This window comes from Leucobacter sp. 7(1), from assembly GCF_900163635.1.
Taxonomy (GTDB): Bacteria; Actinomycetota; Actinomycetes; order Actinomycetales; family Microbacteriaceae; genus Leucobacter.
Genome location: NZ_FUID01000004.1, coordinates 1 through 16,605, shown reverse-complemented (window position 1 = coordinate 16,605; position 16,605 = coordinate 1). Strand labels below are relative to the sequence as shown.

Genomic DNA, 16,605 nt, shown 5'->3' with positions numbered 1-16,605 from the left:
GGCTCACTCGTTCTCGGCGGCGAGCTCGCGCGTGCGTTCGAGGACCGCGCGAGCGTCGAAGGGGGCGCCCGCGTTGTCACGCACCCAGGCTTCCGCCTGCTCATCGAGGATCGCTTGCCACGCCGGGGCGTCAGCGCCAGCAACCGTCACAGTTTCCACACCTTCGCTCTCCGCGAGTTCCTCGGACTCAGCGATTTCGGCGAGGTGCTGCGAGCCCGCGAACTCCGCCATCTCTTCACGGAGCTCAAGGATCACCTCCTTCACGTTCTCGGGGAGCGCATCGAACTTGGCCTGGTCCATCACCGCAACAAAGCTGTTCCCGATCCCGAGCGGGAAGTCCGTAATTGCCGACACTTGCTCGGCGAGGCCAAAGCCCTTGAGCACCTCACGCGACGCTGCGTACCCGTCGATCACTCCGGTACTGAGCTGCTCGCTGACCTCGTTCATGGGCAGGCCGACCGGGCTGATCCCGAGCTGTTCCAAGACGGGGATTGTGGCCGCGGAGCCGCGCAACGTCATCCCCTTGGCCTCGTCGCGCGTGGTAACAGGCTTCGTGGTCTGCAGGTAGGCTGCCTCGGTGGTGAACGCGGTAATGATCTGAAAATCATCGTACTCCTCGGGTTCGAACTCAAGCAGCAGATCGAGGAACGTGTGGGACGCAGCGACGGGGTCGCTCAGCCCGAGGGGGACCGCGATCACGCTGGAGAGCGGGAACCGGCTGGTGTCATACGCGGGGGAGTCGAGGCCCACATCGGCAACACCCTGACTCACCCCCTCGTAGATGTCCCCGGAGCCCAGCAGGGTGCCGCCGTAGAAGAGGTCGACCTCAACCTGGCCATCGGTACGCTCCGTGAGCAACCGCGCCCACTCGGCCATTTGGACCGAGGGGAACGACACCGCCGGTGCGAAGTATGCATAGCTGAGGGTGATTGTGTCACCTCCGGACTCGGCGTCATTCGGGGCACTCGCGCACCCCGCAAGCGTCAGAGCGGTCACGCCCATCAGGGTGAGCGCGAAATTGCGTCGTCGATGCATCATTGTGTTCTCCTTTGAACAGAGCGGGCGGCGCTCGCGAGCGGTCAGATTCCGCACTCGCTTGGCAGCGAGGCTAGTCCCGAATGTCGACATTCTTCAAGCGCTTTCACTCAGCTGAGGGGAATCCCGTCATCCAATGGTGGGAAAGCGCACGTTGCGTGTCAGCGTGGAGGATTTCGGTACGGACGTCAACGATTCCGCGCTTGAGTAAGGGCAGCACTCCGCGGTTCCTTTCACTGAGGACACGAGATCAGCCCTCAACTGTCGACATTATCGGAGGGCTGTGGCAGGATGACCGCACTGGTCCGCGACCCCGGAGGCCCACACATGTTGAACTTCACACTCCGTCAGATCGAGTACTTTCGCGCTGCCGCTGAGCACGGCAGCATCAGCGCCGCCGCTGAGAAGGAACGGGTATCCCGCTCGGCGCTCGCTGCTGCAGTCTCCGATCTTGAGACCGCGCTTGGGTACCGACTATTCACCCGGCAGAAGGCAAAAGGGGTGGCCCTCACGCCCTACGGAACACAACTGTTTGAGCTCAGCACCGAGATGATGGAGAGTGCGGGGCGGATAGCCACGTCGCTTTCTGGGACCCAGCTCACCGGGCGCCTCGGGATCGGCTGTTTCACGTCTTTGGGACCGACGATCATGCCGACACTGTTCGACGCGTTCAGGTCCCGGTTTCCGGGGGTTCGCTTGGACGTGCGCACCGGGCGCGCAGAGGAGCTTGGCGGGTTGCTTCGTGCCGGGGAAATCGAGCTCGCGGTGGGATATGGCATTCAGCCAGATGGCGACATTGACACAGAGGAACTGAGCCAGGACACCATGCATGTGATCCTCGCCGCCGATAGCCCACTCGCCACCGAAGAACGCGTGCGCCCGGAACAGCTCCGCGCGGAACCGTTGATCTTGCTTGACGCCTCGCCCGGCCCCGAGAATGTGCGAGTGTATTTCGCCGCGCATGGAATTGCCCCCAGGCCGGCCTTTCGCTTTCAAGACTTTGAAGTTGTCCGCTCCCTTGTTGCGCGGGGTATCGGCTACTCGCTCGTTATCCAGCGCCCAGTGTCGGATCTGTCGTATGAGGGGCTCCCCGTCGTGGCGCGGCCACTCGACCCGGCCCCGTACCCCACGCCTGTCTCGTGCGCCTGGCTGCGCGGACGCGCGCTCACCCCCTCCGCTCGCGCGGCACGGGCCGCGCTCCGCTCCCTGGTTCGACCGGCTCTGACTCCGGGGCCACCGGGAGCTCGCGCGGCGGGGGCCTAGTTTCGGCTGGACTGCAGTACCGCACCGCGCGCCTGCGCCGCGAGCACAGGCAGCGTTGCCGCCGCAGACGCATGCACATGGTCAACGCACGCCTGCTTGGCGCCGGCCGCGTCTCCGACAACTACTGCGTCGACGATGCGCTGGAGTGCATCGAGCGTCGGAACCTTGCGTTCCGGCATGGACAGGGACACGCGCCGAATCTGATTGATCCGCACGTGCAACCCCTCGACAAGGTTGTGTAGTTCTGCGTTGCCCGAGCCACCGAGGAGGTGGGCATAGAAACTCTCGCTGGTGATGAGGATTTCCGCGAGATCCGCACCCTCGTGTGCGGCGCGGATCGGATCGAGAGATGCCGCGAACTCGACTCGTTCGCGTGCCGTGCCCCGCACCGCGAACAGCTCGCCGGCGAGCCCCTCAAGAACGCTCCTGACCTGATAAATGTCCGCCGCCTCCGCGTAGTTCAGTTCCCGCACCCGCGCTCCGCGATTCTCAGTGAGCACGAGAATGCGCTCCGCGGCCAGGTGGCGGATCGCGTCCCGCACGGCTGTGCGGCCCACGCCGTACCGGTCCGCGAGCTCGCGCTCAACGAGCTTCACGCCCGGAGGGTACTCACCGAGTGCGATCGCGCGCCTGAGTGTTCCGGGAAGCGAGGCGGAGTTTCGATCGGGCTCATCCGAGCTCACGGGGGCAACACGATCCATTGCGGGGGACCTCCTGACTCGCTGGGCGGTGTCCAATGAGTGTATCGAGAGTCGCCCCGCACGTCAGCCATTGCGGCTATATTGTCGACATTGTGACAGTGCTTGTGTGTCAGTTGAGCGCGTTCTGACTTTTCCCCGATCAACAAAGATGTTCCGACGTTGAGCGTGCGTCATTGCTGTCGCCTTCCCCGGCATCAAAGCGCTGAATTTCCGGATCCTCCCTGGAACTTGCCTCGGGTCGTTGATCTTTGTCGACATTTGTTCCTAGGCTGACCTCACTGCCCGATGCCGTGCGGAACCCGAGTCAACTTGGCCCGACCTCCGGGGACACGCCCCGTCCAGGAACTCACGGCACGCGCAGACCGTTTCCGGAGCACTTCCGGGCGGTGCCCGTGAGGGGGTCGTGGCGCGACGCCCTCGACAAACGAGGAGGTTCACGTGTACAAGCTGCACCAATTGTTGTGGGACATCCGTAAAGATCCTGATCTCGCACTGCGTTTTCGCAAGAACCCGTACCCGACGCTCGACGCGTATGGCGTGACCGGTGAAGCCCGTGAGGCGATGCTCGAACTCGACTTCCAGAAGCTTCATGAGATCGGCGCAAACCCCTACCTGATCTACTTCTGCGCCATCCAACTGCAGGTCGACCGCGCGGACTACTACGCGCAAATTCGTGAGGAGAAGAACTAATGGGAACAATCGTCGGCGCGTTTGCTGCGTCACATTCACCGGGCGTGACTGGCTGGCCCGAACGGGCCGAGCCACGAAAGCGGGAGATCATCGAGGCTGCCTACCGGGAGGCGAGCCGGCGCATCGAGGCGCTTCAGCCCGACGCCATTGTCGCGATCTCAGTGGAACACTTCACGAACTTCAATTTTGGAAATCTTCCCGCTTTCGCTATCGCCACGGCGGATTCTTACCTGGGCCCTGTGACCCCCGAGATGGCCGAGTTTCTCAAGGTTCCGCAGCACCAGTACCCGGGCAACGGTGCGCTTGGCCGCCACATTTACGAGTACGCGATCGCGCACGAGTTCGATCCGGCGCTCGTCGAGGGCGGACTCGACTTCGACGAGAACTTCTGCGTCCCCCTGAAACACCTGGATCCCGCATCCCGATACCCGCTCGTGCCCATCATCGTGAACGGCGTCAACCCGCCCTGGCCCACGGCCAAGCGCAGCTATGAGTTCGGGGAGATGATCCGGCGCGCGGTGGAGGCGCAGACAGAGGTTGAACGCGTTGTGGTCCTCGGTACCGGCGGCCTCTCGCACTGGGTTGGCCTGCCCGAAGCCGGTCAAGTGAACGAGGAGTTCGACCGCGACTTCATCGCTCGTATCGAAAGCGGTGATCCTGCGCAGTTGAAGAGTTACTCCCCGCAGGAAATCGATGCTGCCGGGAACGGTGCGCACGAGGTGCGTACCTGGATCGCGGCCGCCGGGGCCATCGGGGCACCCTTCGAGGTGCTGGCCTACGAGCCCGTTCCTGAGTGGCTCACTGGGACCGCCGTCGCGGCGGCGACACCGGGTCTTCCCGGGTAGTGACCCGATGCTTCACCCTTTCCCGGGTGCCGCATTCGCGGTTCCCATTCACCTCAGAGAGAGCAGGACACCATGAGTACCCTTCCCCGGATCACCGGCCGCGACTTGCGCGGCGTGATGTCCTATCCGCCCACCCCCGCGCTCCCGGGTGCAGATCAGGTGGAAGCGCAGAACACCGTCGATCTCGTCGAGAGCGAGCGGATGATTCGACAGCTCATTGCGGATGGCGTCGATGCGATTGCGTTGAACGGCACGCTCGGCGAGATGGCCACCCTCACACTCGACGAGTGGAAAGCGTTTGCTGAGTGCACCGTTCAGACCGCCCACGCGGTGGACCCCGACTTCCCCATCTTTGTTGGCGCCACCACACTGAGCACGCGCGAAACGATCGCACGCACGCGGTTCTTGGCGGAGCTCGGGGCCACCGGCACCCTGTTGGGACGTCCCATGTGGGGCGAAATGGTCGCCCCGGTCATGGAGAAGTTCTATCGAGACGTTGCGGAGGCCGTGCCCGAGATGGCGATGGTGGTGTACGACAACACCGCGGCGTTCGGGGGCATCATCCCGCGCACCGTGTACCGCACGCTCGTGCAACTGCCGCAGGTTGTCGCGGTGAAATACGCTGGTGGGGCTTCCGTGGGCTTCCGCTACCACAACGACATGGCGCACACCGGAACCCGGTTCCCGCTGATGCCGATTGAAACCGACTGGTTTCCGGCCTGGGAGATGTACGGCGAAGAACTTGTCGGTATGGCGTGGTCCTCGACAACCGCGATGGGGCCGGACCCCGTGCTGCACCTGCGCGATGCGCTCCAACAGGGGCGCACCGAGGACGCGCGCTGGCTTACCGAGCGGTTGCGGTGGGCGCACGAACCATTCATCGTGGGCCAGGACTTCTTCGAGTTCGCGAAGTACAACATCCCCCTCGAGAAGATCCGGGTCAACCAGGCCGGCTATATCCACGTGGGTCAAAGCCGTGTGCCCTACACCGAGGACCTTGTGCCGCAGCGCCACTGGGACTCGACCTCCGAGCACGTCGTGCGGTACCAGCAGATCAGTGCGGAGATCGCGGCGCGTCTCGGGACCCGTGCAGCGACAGCCGACAACCCGGCGGGTGCACGATGACCGCATCCGCGCTTGAGATTCGAAAGTCCTTCGCACATGTCGAGGAGATTCGGACGGCCGCAGGAACGACCGATGCTGGTGGCCCCCTGCGCAAGGTTGCCGTGTGCGTCGTGCTCCGCAACCCGTACGCCGGGGGCGGATACGTCGCTGATCTCACTGAGCTGATTGAAAACTCTGCGGAGATCGGCACGCAGCTGGGTGCCGAAGCCCTCCGCCTGCTCGGCGCCCCCGTCGAGAGCTACGGGAAAGCCGGGATTGTGGGTTCGGACGGCGAACAGGAGCACGTCAACGCGGCCCTCACCGCGGTGTTTGGCGACGCATTCCGTGCGGCAATCGGCGGCGGCGAGGCCTGGATCACCTCGGTCACCAAACCCGGGGGAGCGGGCACCGTGATTGACGTGCCGACGGCGTTCAAAGATGAGGTCTGGGTCCGATCACACTATGACGCACTCGAGGTACGGGTCCCGGACGCGCCGCACCCTGACGAGATCGTGGTGATCGCCGCGGTCACCAACCGCGGCAGGATCAACGCGCGGGTCGGCGGGATGTCGCTCGCCGAAACGAGGGAGAAGGGGTTGTGACGGGGTCGCTTGCCGTTACCGGTGCCGGGACGATCCTTTCCGGCGACTGGCGCAGCCCCGTCATTGCCGGGGCGGACACGATCATCGTGCGCGACGGGCTGATCACGGCTGTGGGGCAAGCCGCTGAGCTGGGTGGCGACGTGGAACAGTCCGATGTTCGGGTGGACGCGGCCGGGACGACCGTGGCCCCCGGGTTGATCGACTCCCACTGCCACGTGGTCCTCGGCGACTACACGCCCCGGCAGAAAACCGTCGACTTTCTCGCGAGCTATGTGCACGGCGGGATCACGAGTGTGGTGTCGCCCGGGGAGATTCACGCGCCCGGGCGACCCAGCTCGGCCCGGGGCGTGAAGGCCCTCGCGATCGCCGCCAAGGAGTGCTTTGCGAATTTCAATCCGAACGGGATGACGGTGCATGCCGGTGCGGTTGTGCTGGAACCGACCCTGCACGAGCAGGATTTCGTCGAGCTGCAGGAGGCGGGGATCGTGCTTGCAAAGTTCGGCTTCGGCCGGTACCGGGATCCAGCCGACGGACTCCCGCAGGTGCGCTGGGCGCAACAGTACGGCATCACCGTGATGTGCCACTCAGGCGGTGCGAGCATCCCGGGCAGTCAGCCCATCACCCCAGAACACCTGCGTATCCTGGCACCTGACGTGTGCGGTCACGTGAATGGGGGCCCCACCTCCCTCGATGCCGACGGAGTCGACCGGATCATGGATGAGACCGAGCTGGCGCTCCAGCTGGTACAGGCAGGGAACCTGAGTTCTGCCGTTCGGATCCTCGAGCGCGCGGCGGAACGCGGAGCCATTGACCGGATCGTGATTGGCTCCGACACCCCCACGGGCACCGGGGTGATGCCGCTTGGAGTGCTGAAGACCGTAGCCGAGCTGTCGTCGCTCACAAGCGTGCCTCCCGAACAAGTGTGGGCCGCCGCGACGGGCAACAATGCCCGAGTCTGGAATCTGCCCGCGGGGGTGATCGCTCCTGGCAGGGCCGCGGACCTCGTCGTGTTGGACGCCCCCTGGGGCTCCACCCAATCAGATGCCCTCGGGGCCCTCGCGATCGGTGACATCCCCGGGATCTCCGCGGTGATTACCGGGGGCACCGTACGCACACTGCGCAGCCGCAACACGCCCCAAGCCGCCCAGGCGGCGCACGTCACCCCGCGCATGGAACACCTCGAATCTGGCGCGCACTAGCGTGAGCGCACTCACCCCGGCCTCACCTCACCGAGTCCATATCTCACCACACAGTTGGAGACGCACATGACCACACAATCCACCGGCGACGCCCTCTCGCTCATAGAACTATTCCCTCAAGATGAAGACTGGTCGCTCCAGACGATGCGCTTGTTGTCACAGGTCGCCGTCGGCGGTGCTGATCTATTCGAGTGTGCGCGGACTGCCGCGCGCATCGGCACGGAGAGCACCGATGGCGAGGTCTGGCATCGCGAGTGGAGTCGCACCGGTCACGAGATCGGCGATGCCGCTCGATCGGCACTCGACCGGGGGGACCGCACCACCGCACGTCGCGCGTTTTTCCGCTCGATGAGCTATTTCCGCCACTCCGAGTTTTTCCTCGATTCCGCTGACCCCCGCCGCACCAAGGCGTATGACGCGGGGCGCGAGAATTTCCGCGCTGGCGTTGCGCTCAGCGACGGCCTGATCGAGCAGATTGCCGTCCCATTTGAGGGGCAAGAGATGGAGGGGTACATCGTGCGGCCGGACGCGAGCGGCCTCCCTCGCCCCACCGTGCTGTTTCTCGGGGGCGCGGACTCCTGGGCAGAGGAGCTGTATTTCCTCGGCGGGACCGAGTTCCCGGCTCGCGACATGAACGTGGTGATGGTTGACACCCCGGGACGTGGCAGCTCGCTCCGATTCAAGGAGATGTACAGCCGTCCGGACTACGAGGTCCCGGTCGCCGCTATCCTCGATTTCCTGGAGCAGCGCAGCGACGTCGACCCGGATCGCTTGGGCCTCGCGGGCGTCAGTTTTGGCGGGTACTACGCGCCGCGCGCCGCCGCCTTCGAGCCACGCGTTAAGGCGGTGGCCGCGTGGTGCGGCACGTGGAGTATCTTGACCGACTTCTACGAGTTCTACCCGCCACTCCAGCAGCAGCTGCAGTGGTTAACCGGGTCGAAGGACGATGCGGAGGCGCGAGCGAAGCTCGCGAAGTTCACCCTTGATGGTGTCGCTGACAAGATCACAGTGCCCGTGTATGTGATGCACGGCACCGCCGACATCATCATGGACATCGCCGGGGCACGTCGCTTTATTGCGGCGCTCACCACCGACGACGTGACCGTGGACATTTACGACGGCGCGGGGTCCCTGCACTGCAGTTACGACTACATGTCGGTCGCTGGTGCCCGTCTCGGGGACTGGTTCCGGCACAAGATCTGAGAGCGCAGGGCTCGATCCTGAGCGTATCGCTTGTCGATAGTATCGATAAGCGATACGCTCAGAACATGTCTTCCACAATTCACCCTCTGCGGGCAGAGCGCACCGAGCTGCGGCGCATCAAGTGGGCCGGCATCGTTGCCGCGCTCGGGATCGCGATCTGGGCCGTGTGCAATGCGGTGATTCGCGGTATGAGTGCCACCGTGACGTTCCCGATGCGCGTCAGCGTCGAGGTGCCCCAACCCATTGGCGGACGCGGGGACCTCGTCGGTCACGGCGGCACGCTCACGACGCAGCTCGCAACGTCGGATCTGCCGGGGTCGGCGGTTGTCTGGCTGCGCCTCGGCGAGATCCTGCCCCTGTTCGCGGTCGCGCTCGCGGTCGCCCTTGTCACCTGGCTCGCGCAACGCGCGATCACTCACGGCCTGTTCGATCGCGGCGCGATCCGGCGGCTTCAGCTCGCGTACACGCTTGCTTTCGCGCTTGTGCTCGGTGCCCGCGTTCCACTCAGTGTGGGATCTCGCATCGGGCTCGACGCATTCGGGCTGGAAGCCACACACTGGCCGGCGGGGAGTGAGTTCCCGCTGACCCTGGCCATTCTCCTCCTCCTGGGCCTGGGCTGGTGTGAGGCGATGCTGCGCGCCGGGCAGCGGATCGCCCGCGACCAGGTCGGGACCGTATGACGCCCGTCGAACTTGCCGGGGAGAACGATCACCTCGTCGAGTGCCGGCTCGATGAGCTGCTTGTGCGCCGCGATATGACACTCGCGGAGCTTGCCAGACGCGTGGACATGAGCGTGGTGAATCTTTCAATCCTCAAGAACAATCGTGCCCGCGCCATCCGCTTCACCACGCTTTCCGCGCTCTGCCGCGAGCTTGAGTGCACCCCGGGGGAGCTCTTCTCGATTCGCTCCACATGACACGGAGAGCCAGATCTGAGTCCAGCCGACTCAGCTTGTGATCAAACGTTATGAAGCCGCGTGGATCCCTGCTGTGGGCAGCGATCCACGCTTGTGTGTCACGTCACACCACGGCAGCTTCGAGCTGCTCGACTGGACTCGAGCCAGGAATTCGACTAGGTATAGAGAGGGACCCCACCGTCTGCCGCGCACCTCTCTCGCGGCCCGTGCCGGGTTTCCGTCGGACCGTCCGGCCCACGCGCCAGACCGGGGACGCACCGTGCATCCCGCCCGGGTTCGGCTCATCACGTCGGAAGGAAAATCTATCTCACCCGCGCATCGACCCGCTCGCCTGCGCCGCCAGTGGCGCCTCATCGACCGCTCGCAGCTGTTCGTCCCGAAAAGCTGCATTCCTACTTAGCGTGATCTCCTTCACTTCGGTTCTCCGGCAATGCTGCCGACCTCCGTCACTTGAAAGGATTTCACCATGAATGACCTGCAACAGCTTTCGGGCCCCGTTGTCCTCGGTCTCTTCATTCTCTTCTTCGGCACGAGCCTGATCATCTCGCTCCGAATCAGCCGCAAGCGCGAAAACGCCGACGGCTACATGACCGGCGGCGGTCAGATCGGCTTCGGGATCTCCGCGGCCTCGATGACCGCGACCTGGATCTGGGCCGCTTCGATGTATGCATCCGCCACCTCCGGTTTCCAGTACGGTCTCTCCGGCCCCATCCACTACGGGCTATGGGGAGCCCTGATGATCCTGTTGATCTACCCGTTCGGGCGCCGGATCCGGCAGGTTGCGCCGCGTGCACACACAATCGCCGAGGTCATGTTTGCCCGTCACGGCAGGTCCAGCCAGCTGATGCTCGCCGGGTCAAACGTCCTCGGCAGCATCATCAGCCTGACCTCGAACCTGATCGCCGGCGGTGCGCTGATCGACATGCTGTCGCCCTTCACCTTCACGCAGGGTGTGATCGCCATCGGTGCGGGCGTGCTGTTGTACACGATCTGGGCCGGATTCCGTGCCTCTGTACTCACGGACTTCGTGCAGGTTGTGTTCATGCTCGGCGCCGTTGTCATCATCATCCCCGTGGTGTTCTTTGCGGCTGGTGGCCCGGGCCTGTTTGAGACCGGGGCGCATAACCTTACCCCGCAACAGGGCGACTTCTTCTCCTCGGATGCGTTCTTCAATCAGGGAGCGCCATACATTGCAGCCGTGCTCGCCTATGCAATCGGGAACCAGACGATCGCGCAACGCCTCTTCGCCGTCCGTGAGGACCTCATCAAGAAGACATTTGTCACCGCTACGGTGGGCTACGGTGCCACAATCATCGGCATCGGTATGCTTGGCGTCATCGCGTTGTACGCCGGGATCGAGCCTGTGGGTGGCGATGTCAACAACCTCATCCCGCAGATGGCGGCGACCTATCTGACCCCCGCACTGCTCGCTCTGTTCTTCATCATGATCATCGGCTCGCTGTCGTCAACGGCGGATGCGGATCTCACCGCACTCGCGTCGATTGTGATGGCTGATATCTATGGCCAGAACATTGCGGGGAAAACTCGCGCCAACCCGCGCACGATGGTGCTGATTGGCAGAATCACGATGATCGTTGCGATCACCGCTGGCGTCTTCTTCGCGGGGTCACAGCTCAATATCCTCGATCTGCTCGTCTTCGTCGGCGCACTCTGGGGCGCGCTTGTGTTCCCGGTGATCGCGAGCTTCTACTGGAACCGGGTCACGAACGCGGCGTTCACAGTGTCCGTGATCGTTGCGCTCGCGGCGTTCCTCCCGGTTCGCTTCGAGTGGATTGATCTGAACGGTGGACTGGGGCTCGTGAGCGACGTGCTCGCGACGATTGGCATCGGCGTGGTTCTGGGGCTCATGGCCTTTGGGTTCTTTGGGAAGCGTGCTGCGCTGATCGTTGGCACGGTTTCCACGCTCGCCGCGGCGCCGTTCGCGATCGGATTCCTGCATCAGTACCCTGTGCTCTCCGGATCGCTTGTGGCCTACGCCGTGAGCACGATCGTCTGTGTCGCGCTCACCATGATGAAAAACGAGCGCTTCGACTTCGCGCTCATCAAGGAACGCACGGGTGACTTCGACCCTGTCGAAGCGGAAGCCACCGCGGTCGGTGTCGCCGATCCCGGGACCTCCCGCAGCGACGATGCACTAGACCCCGACGATGCACTGGATCCCGACGATTCACTGGATCCCGACGATTCACTGGATCCCTCAGCGGATCCTGAGCCGGCCACCCGATAACCGCACCCGAAAGGAGCACTCCATGAACTGGAACACCGTATTGCTGACCGTGTACGTCCTCATCTGGCCGGTCCTGGTCACGGGAACGCTGACCGTGATCGTCCGCGCTTTTGTGAAGGAATGGCTCGCCGCACGGCGCGAGGGCCGTTCGATCATTTAGTGTCGTTCACGAAGCGGCGGGGCGCTGTGCCTCGCCGCTTCGTTACGCCGGCCAGGAAATACCCAGCATTTCCGCGCTCTGAGACCAGTGCGTGTCGATCGCAGTGGGATCCGACGCAAGCCGGTGGCTCCGTCCGATCCGTCCGGGGGAGCGGTAGTACGCCCCGGACGTCCAGTCGGTGCCCGGGGAACCCTGAATAAAGTACCCGAGCCGTGCGCCACCGTGCTCGGGTGCCCGCAAGAACCGCGTGAGCGTGCCGTGGTAGAGCCGCTGGAACGTACTGCCCGCGTCCGCGGCGAAGTTCGTCGCGATCATCCCGGGATGAAACGCCACAGCGGCGAGCCCGTGCTCGGCGTATCGGGCATGCAGTCCCTTCGTGAACAGAATGTTCGCGAGTTTCGCGTTGCCGTAGGCGCGTGACGGAGTGAAACCCCGTTGCGTATCAAGGTCGCCGAAGTCGATGTCCCCGAAGAGCCGCGCACCGACGCTCGCCGTGCTCACGATCCGCGCGCGACTCTCCAGAAGAAGCGGCAACAGCAGCCGGGTGAGTAGGACGGGTGCGAGATGATTCACCTGAAAGGTTCGCTCGAAACCGTCGCCAGTCCGGACCGGCCCCGCAAACATCCCGCCAGCGTTGTGCGCGAGCACGTCGATGCGTTCGCAGCGGGAGTGCAGGGTCGCGGCGAGGGACCGGACGTCGTCCAGGCTCCGATAGTCGGCGACAATGTGTTCGGCATGGGTAGCCGCAGCGACTGCCGCCGTTTTTGCGGGCGAACGGCCCACGATGATGAGTCGTGCCGGCCCGCCGGCGAGCAGGCGCGCGGCGGCGGCGCCGATTCCGTCGCTGCCGCCCGTCAATACGATGGTCTGAGGTGCTGTGTGCGTCATAACTTTTGGCTCCTGTGTGTGCCCCGGAAGTGAGACTACGGAACACCGCCGAGAGTTTCCCGGAGGCGAACAAAGTTTCGAATGTCGGCGGATCGGATTATGCTGAGTGGCATGGAACCCACGCGCAGCGTCCGCCCATTCGAGGTGATCAGCGAGTACGAGCCGAGCGGTGATCAGCCCCACGCGATCGAGCAGCTTGCGAACCGTATCAACGCCGGCGAAACCGACGTAGTGTTGCTGGGCGCGACAGGTACCGGCAAATCAGCAACGACGGCCTGGTTGATTGAGGCGGTGCAACGCCCGACGCTTGTGCTTGCCCACAACAAGACTCTCGCCGCACAGCTCGCGAGTGAGTTCCGGGAGCTGTTTCCGAACAACGCGGTTGAGTACTTCGTCTCCTACTACGACTACTACCAGCCCGAAGCCTATGTGCCGCAGACCGACACCTTCATCGAGAAGGATTCCTCGGTCAACGCCGAAGTGGAGCGGCTGCGGCACTCCACCACAAACGCGCTCCTCAGCCGGCGCGACACGATTGTCGTGTCGACGGTGTCGTGCATCTACGGCCTCGGTAAGCCCGAAGAGTATTACGAGGCGATGGTGCCGCTCGTTGTCGGCGATGTGCTGAATCGGGACGTGCTGCTGCGCCGCTTCGTGGACATGCAGTACCAGCGCAACGACATCGAGTTTGTGCGCGGCAACTTCCGTGTGCGTGGTGACACTGTCGAGATCATCCCGATGTACGAGGAGCTCGCGATTCGAATCGAATTCTTCGGCGATGAGATCGAGGCGCTGTACTACCTCCACCCGGTGACCGGAGACGTCATCAAGCAGGTGGAGAGCGTGTCTGTCTTCCCCGGCTCACACTACGTTGCCAGCCGCGAGGTGATGAACCGGGCAATGGGCGCGATTACCGAGGAGCTCGATGGCAGGCTCTCAGAGCTCAAACGCCAGACGAAGCTCGTCGAGGAGCAGCGGCTGCGCATGCGCACAACCTTCGACCTGGAGATGATGGAGCAGATCGGATTCTGCTCCGGTATCGAGAACTATTCGCGGCACATCGATGGTCGACAGCCCGGCGAGGCGCCGCACTGTTTGCTTGATTACTTCCCCGACGACTTCCTTGTCGTGATCGACGAGTCGCACGTCACGGTGCCACAGATCGGTGCCATGTACGAGGGGGACGCGTCCCGGAAGCGCACGCTCGTGGACCACGGTTTCCGGCTGCCGAGTGCGCTCGATAACCGGCCGTTGACCTTTGGCGAGTTCAAGGACCGCGTCGGCCAGGTTGTGTACCTCTCAGCCACACCAGGCAAGTACGAGTTGGCGGAGGCCGACGGAGTCGTGCAGCAGATCATCCGCCCGACCGGCCTGATCGACCCCGAGATTGTGGTGAAGCCGAGCGAGGGCCAGATCGATGATCTGCTTGAGGAAGTGCGAGTGCGCGCCGCTCGCGATGAGCGCGTGCTTGTCACCACCCTGACCAAGAAGATGGCGGAGCAGCTCACCACCTTTATGGAGGAGGCTGGCGTCCGCGTCCGCTACCTGCACTCGGATGTAGACACGCTGCGCCGCGTGGAACTCCTCACCGAGCTCCGTGCCGGTGTCTACGACGTTCTCGTCGGCATCAACCTACTCCGAGAGGGCCTCGACCTTCCCGAGGTGTCACTCGTCGCGATCCTCGACGCCGACAAGGAGGGCTTCCTGCGATCCAGCACCTCGCTCATCCAGACAATTGGACGAGCGGCCCGAAACGTGTCCGGCGAGGTCCACATGTATGCGGATACCATCACGCGGTCAATGCGCGAGGCAATCGACGAGACGAATCGACGGCGCGAGATCCAGGTGGCCTACAACACCGAGCACGGCATCGATCCAACGCCACTGCGCAAGAAGATTGGCGACATTACGGCCATGCTCGCGCGGGAGGCGGCGGACACCGAGGACGTGCTCTCACGCACGGGGGCGCACGCCCAGCGCAAGGCCGGTTCCCCGCAGCGCGCCAAGGGCAAGGCCGCAGCACGGGCCGGGGCGATTGCGGAGGAGGGCTCGGCGAAACTCGAGGAGCTGATCTCGGAACTCAACGAGCAAATGCTCGCGGCTGCCGAGGAGCTCAAGTTCGAGCTCGCTGCGCGCCTGCGCGACGAGGTTTCCGAGCTGAAGCGTGAACTCCGCAGCATGGAAGCCGCCGGGCACCTGTAGCTCAGTCTGGGGGGAGCATGGCACAGCCCAACTACGAGGAATGGGTCGTCCCGGGCGTCGGCGTCGTGTGGCGTGCCGCGGGTGGCGGCGCACCCCGCACGCTTCCCGCGGACGGCAGTGCGGATCTGATCCTGCGCGAGGACATACTCCTCGTCGCAGGGCCTTCGACGCGCGCCTTCACTGGTCAGGGCAGCCGATCCGGCGCAACGATTGGGCTCCGCTTCCTGCCGGGCCTCGCGGGGGCTGCCTTGCAGATGGATGCCGCGGCACTGCGGGACACGCAGGTGCCGGGATCGGCCGCACTTGATCCCGCGGATGCGCGGCGCGGGAGCGAGACGCTGCGGCGGATCCGGGATCTAGCGGAACCCGGTGATTCCCACAGGGAGCTGGGCCGGGGCCGGTCGGCGTCGGTCGAATCGGAGCTCTTGCGGGTAGTGCGCACTGCTGTGGGAACCGGTTTCGGTGATCGCGTGGCGGAGCCAGGGTGGACTCGGCGGGCGCGCCTGGGGGCTTCGCGCGGCGAGAGCGCGACCGAGATCGCCCGGGCGCTCGGATATTCAGATCGCCAGCTGCAGCGGCGCATGAATGCGGCATTCGGCTACGGCGTCGCCACACTGCGGCGGGTGCTCCGCGCCGAGCGCGCACAGCGTTTGATTGCGGCAGGACAGCCGCTGAGCGATGTAGCCTTCCGGGTCGGGTTCAGCGACCAAGCCCACCTGACCCGCGAGTTTTCGCTTGTCGCCGGCACCACACCGGGGCGCTGGGCAGCGGCCCGCACCCCGGGTGTTCCCGTCTGAATTAGGCCACGGTCAACGGCGCGTACAGATCCACAGTGTTGCCGTCCGGATCCTGCACCGTCGCGTAGCGCTGCCCCCAGGGCGCATCCCAGGGGGCCGTGTGCGCGGACGCCTCGCGCGCCGCGGTCACCGCGGCATAGGCCTCGTCCACCGCGGCCGGGCTCGCAGCCTCGCACGCGAAGCTCACGCGTCCCGGCCCCTCGGGGAAGTCGAAGTCAGGGTTGAAGCCGTGGATCGTGCTGAGAGGATCCCAGGCAAGCGTCACTCCGCCCGCGAGCTGGATCTCCACGTGCGGAGCGTCGTCCTGCCCTTCGGGGATGTCGAGCCCCAGGCTGCGGTAGAAGGTGAGCGAGGCACCCAGGTCGCGGGTCACAATGCCAATGAAGTTGAAGGAGAGTGTTGTCATGGACTCAGCGTACGCCCGGTGCTGAGCGTACGGCTTGAACGATTCGGACACGTCGCGCACTCGGCGAATTCAGGTCACTTCCCGCGCCGAGAGGGGCGCGTGCGGTCGAAGCGACTCAGGCGTCCAGCTATTCGAACACACTTTCGAACTGTTATCAAAATGTGGCCTCCTCAAAACGTAGTATGTCCATCAGGGGTTCCTTCCGCGGCCCCACTTTCTGGCCCAACTTCCGCGTGTTTTCAACGGTTTTCGAGGCCTGATTGTCAGTGGCATGTGTTGGAATAGACGCATGACGCTCACCGGAGACGCACCCTTCCCCGAGACCCCCGATGCGGGTGGTCCCGGG

At 64.4% G+C, this 16,605-nt stretch carries 17 protein-coding genes; 13 read left to right on the top strand and 4 right to left on the bottom strand.

Features of this window, described 5'->3' with window-relative positions; all coding sequences use genetic code 11:
- Nucleotides 1-3: 3 nt before the first annotated feature.
- On the bottom strand, nt 4-1,038 hold the full coding sequence (dctP, locus tag FM113_RS00950) for a TRAP transporter substrate-binding protein DctP (RefSeq protein ID WP_176387029.1): 1,035 nt from the start codon (nt 1,036-1,038) through the stop codon (nt 4-6).
- A 324-nt stretch (nt 1,039-1,362) separates the two neighbouring features.
- Here dctP and FM113_RS00945 point away from each other — a divergent pair, with 324 nt between their 5' ends.
- Entirely contained in the window at nt 1,363-2,298 is a 936-nt protein-coding gene (locus FM113_RS00945) for a LysR substrate-binding domain-containing protein (protein ID WP_176387028.1), read from the top strand.
- Here FM113_RS00945 and FM113_RS00940 read toward each other — a convergent pair.
- Complete coding sequence (locus tag FM113_RS00940; RefSeq protein ID WP_087010573.1) at nt 2,295-2,999, bottom strand: GntR family transcriptional regulator; 705 nt, start codon at nt 2,997-2,999, stop codon at nt 2,295-2,297. The two genes, FM113_RS00945 and FM113_RS00940, sit on opposite strands and share 4 nt — an antisense overlap.
- Nucleotides 3,000-3,437: 438 nt before the next feature.
- Between FM113_RS00940 and FM113_RS00935 the strand changes: the two genes are divergently transcribed.
- The 10 genes from FM113_RS00935 (at nt 3,438) to FM113_RS18045 (ending at nt 11,966) form a co-directional block, all read left to right on the top strand.
- On the top strand, nt 3,438-3,689 hold the full coding sequence (locus tag FM113_RS00935; RefSeq protein WP_087010570.1) for a hypothetical protein: 252 nt from the start codon (nt 3,438-3,440) through the stop codon (nt 3,687-3,689).
- Complete coding sequence (locus FM113_RS00930) at nt 3,689-4,534, top strand: hypothetical protein (RefSeq protein WP_087010564.1); 846 nt, start codon at nt 3,689-3,691, stop codon at nt 4,532-4,534. Before FM113_RS00935 ends, FM113_RS00930 begins: the two co-directional genes overlap by 1 nt.
- Nucleotides 4,535-4,606: 72 nt before the next feature.
- The gene (locus FM113_RS00925; RefSeq protein ID WP_087010562.1) at nt 4,607-5,659 is read left to right on the top strand and encodes a dihydrodipicolinate synthase family protein; all 1,053 of its coding nucleotides are present in this window, start codon (nt 4,607-4,609) and stop codon (nt 5,657-5,659) included.
- A complete protein-coding gene (locus FM113_RS00920) occupies nt 5,656-6,240 on the top strand; it encodes an amino acid synthesis family protein (protein ID WP_087010560.1) in 585 nt (194 codons plus the stop codon). Before FM113_RS00925 ends, FM113_RS00920 begins: the two co-directional genes overlap by 4 nt.
- Nucleotides 6,237-7,439 (top strand): amidohydrolase family protein, encoded by a 1,203-nt coding sequence (locus tag FM113_RS00915; protein ID WP_087010558.1) that lies wholly within the window; start codon nt 6,237-6,239, stop codon nt 7,437-7,439. Before FM113_RS00920 ends, FM113_RS00915 begins: the two co-directional genes overlap by 4 nt.
- Before the next feature lie 66 nt (nt 7,440-7,505).
- Nucleotides 7,506-8,642 carry a S9 family peptidase gene (locus tag FM113_RS00910; protein ID WP_087010556.1) on the top strand — a complete coding sequence of 379 codons (1,137 nt, stop codon included), beginning with the start codon at nt 7,506-7,508 and terminating at the stop codon, nt 8,640-8,642.
- A 65-nt stretch (nt 8,643-8,707) separates the two neighbouring features.
- Entirely contained in the window at nt 8,708-9,322 is a 615-nt protein-coding gene (locus FM113_RS00905) for a hypothetical protein (RefSeq protein WP_087010554.1), read from the top strand.
- Complete coding sequence (locus tag FM113_RS00900; protein ID WP_087010552.1) at nt 9,319-9,558, top strand: helix-turn-helix transcriptional regulator; 240 nt, start codon at nt 9,319-9,321, stop codon at nt 9,556-9,558. The genes FM113_RS00905 and FM113_RS00900 overlap by 4 nt, the downstream gene beginning before the upstream one ends.
- A gap of 466 nt (nt 9,559-10,024) precedes the next feature.
- On the top strand, nt 10,025-11,806 hold the full coding sequence (locus tag FM113_RS00895; protein ID WP_087010550.1) for a sodium:solute symporter family protein: 1,782 nt from the start codon (nt 10,025-10,027) through the stop codon (nt 11,804-11,806).
- Between the two features lie 22 nt (nt 11,807-11,828).
- Nucleotides 11,829-11,966 carry a putative transporter small subunit gene (locus FM113_RS18045; RefSeq protein WP_176387027.1) on the top strand — a complete coding sequence of 46 codons (138 nt, stop codon included), beginning with the start codon at nt 11,829-11,831 and terminating at the stop codon, nt 11,964-11,966.
- Nucleotides 11,967-12,008: 42 nt separating this feature from the next.
- Here the strand turns inward: FM113_RS18045 and FM113_RS00890 are convergent, their stop codons facing one another.
- Nucleotides 12,009-12,854 (bottom strand): SDR family NAD(P)-dependent oxidoreductase, encoded by an 846-nt coding sequence (locus FM113_RS00890; protein ID WP_087010548.1) that lies wholly within the window; start codon nt 12,852-12,854, stop codon nt 12,009-12,011.
- 111 nt (nt 12,855-12,965) lie between these two features.
- On the opposite strand from FM113_RS00890, the gene uvrB reads away from it, so the two are divergent.
- Both uvrB and FM113_RS00880 read left to right on the top strand, forming a co-directional pair.
- A complete protein-coding gene (uvrB, locus tag FM113_RS00885; protein ID WP_087010760.1) occupies nt 12,966-15,056 on the top strand; it encodes an excinuclease ABC subunit UvrB in 2,091 nt (696 codons plus the stop codon).
- Nucleotides 15,057-15,073: 17 nt separating this feature from the next.
- Nucleotides 15,074-15,853, top strand: coding sequence for a helix-turn-helix transcriptional regulator (locus FM113_RS00880; protein ID WP_087010546.1), 780 nt, complete (start codon nt 15,074-15,076; stop codon nt 15,851-15,853).
- A gap of 1 nt (nt 15,854) precedes the next feature.
- On the opposite strand, the gene FM113_RS00875 is transcribed toward FM113_RS00880, so the two are convergent.
- Nucleotides 15,855-16,259 (bottom strand): VOC family protein, encoded by a 405-nt coding sequence (locus FM113_RS00875; RefSeq protein ID WP_087010758.1) that lies wholly within the window; start codon nt 16,257-16,259, stop codon nt 15,855-15,857.
- Between the last annotated feature and the right edge of the window lie 346 nt (nt 16,260-16,605).

Bases quoted from the DNA above. Each gene is read 5' to 3' on its own strand.
- uvrB (WP_087010760.1), top strand. From the start codon at position 12,966: ATGGAACCCACGCGCAGCGTCCGCCCATTCGAGGTGATCAGCGAGTAC.
- FM113_RS00920 (WP_087010560.1), top strand. From the start codon at position 5,656: ATGACCGCATCCGCGCTTGAGATTCGAAAGTCCTTCGCACATGTCGAG.
- FM113_RS18045 (WP_176387027.1), top strand. From the start codon at position 11,829: ATGAACTGGAACACCGTATTGCTGACCGTGTACGTCCTCATCTGGCCG.
- FM113_RS00900 (WP_087010552.1), top strand. From the start codon at position 9,319: ATGACGCCCGTCGAACTTGCCGGGGAGAACGATCACCTCGTCGAGTGC.
- FM113_RS00890 (WP_087010548.1), bottom strand. From the start codon at position 12,854: ATGACGCACACAGCACCTCAGACCATCGTATTGACGGGCGGCAGCGAC.
- FM113_RS00895 (WP_087010550.1), top strand. From the start codon at position 10,025: ATGAATGACCTGCAACAGCTTTCGGGCCCCGTTGTCCTCGGTCTCTTC.
- FM113_RS00925 (WP_087010562.1), top strand. From the start codon at position 4,607: ATGAGTACCCTTCCCCGGATCACCGGCCGCGACTTGCGCGGCGTGATG.
- FM113_RS00930 (WP_087010564.1), top strand. From the start codon at position 3,689: ATGGGAACAATCGTCGGCGCGTTTGCTGCGTCACATTCACCGGGCGTG.
- FM113_RS00905 (WP_087010554.1), top strand. From the start codon at position 8,708: ATGTCTTCCACAATTCACCCTCTGCGGGCAGAGCGCACCGAGCTGCGG.
- FM113_RS00910 (WP_087010556.1), top strand. From the start codon at position 7,506: ATGACCACACAATCCACCGGCGACGCCCTCTCGCTCATAGAACTATTC.
- FM113_RS00875 (WP_087010758.1), bottom strand. From the start codon at position 16,259: ATGACAACACTCTCCTTCAACTTCATTGGCATTGTGACCCGCGACCTG.
- FM113_RS00940 (WP_087010573.1), bottom strand. From the start codon at position 2,999: ATGGATCGTGTTGCCCCCGTGAGCTCGGATGAGCCCGATCGAAACTCC.
- FM113_RS00880 (WP_087010546.1), top strand. From the start codon at position 15,074: ATGGCACAGCCCAACTACGAGGAATGGGTCGTCCCGGGCGTCGGCGTC.
- FM113_RS00945 (WP_176387028.1), top strand. From the start codon at position 1,363: ATGTTGAACTTCACACTCCGTCAGATCGAGTACTTTCGCGCTGCCGCT.
- dctP (WP_176387029.1), bottom strand. From the start codon at position 1,038: ATGATGCATCGACGACGCAATTTCGCGCTCACCCTGATGGGCGTGACC.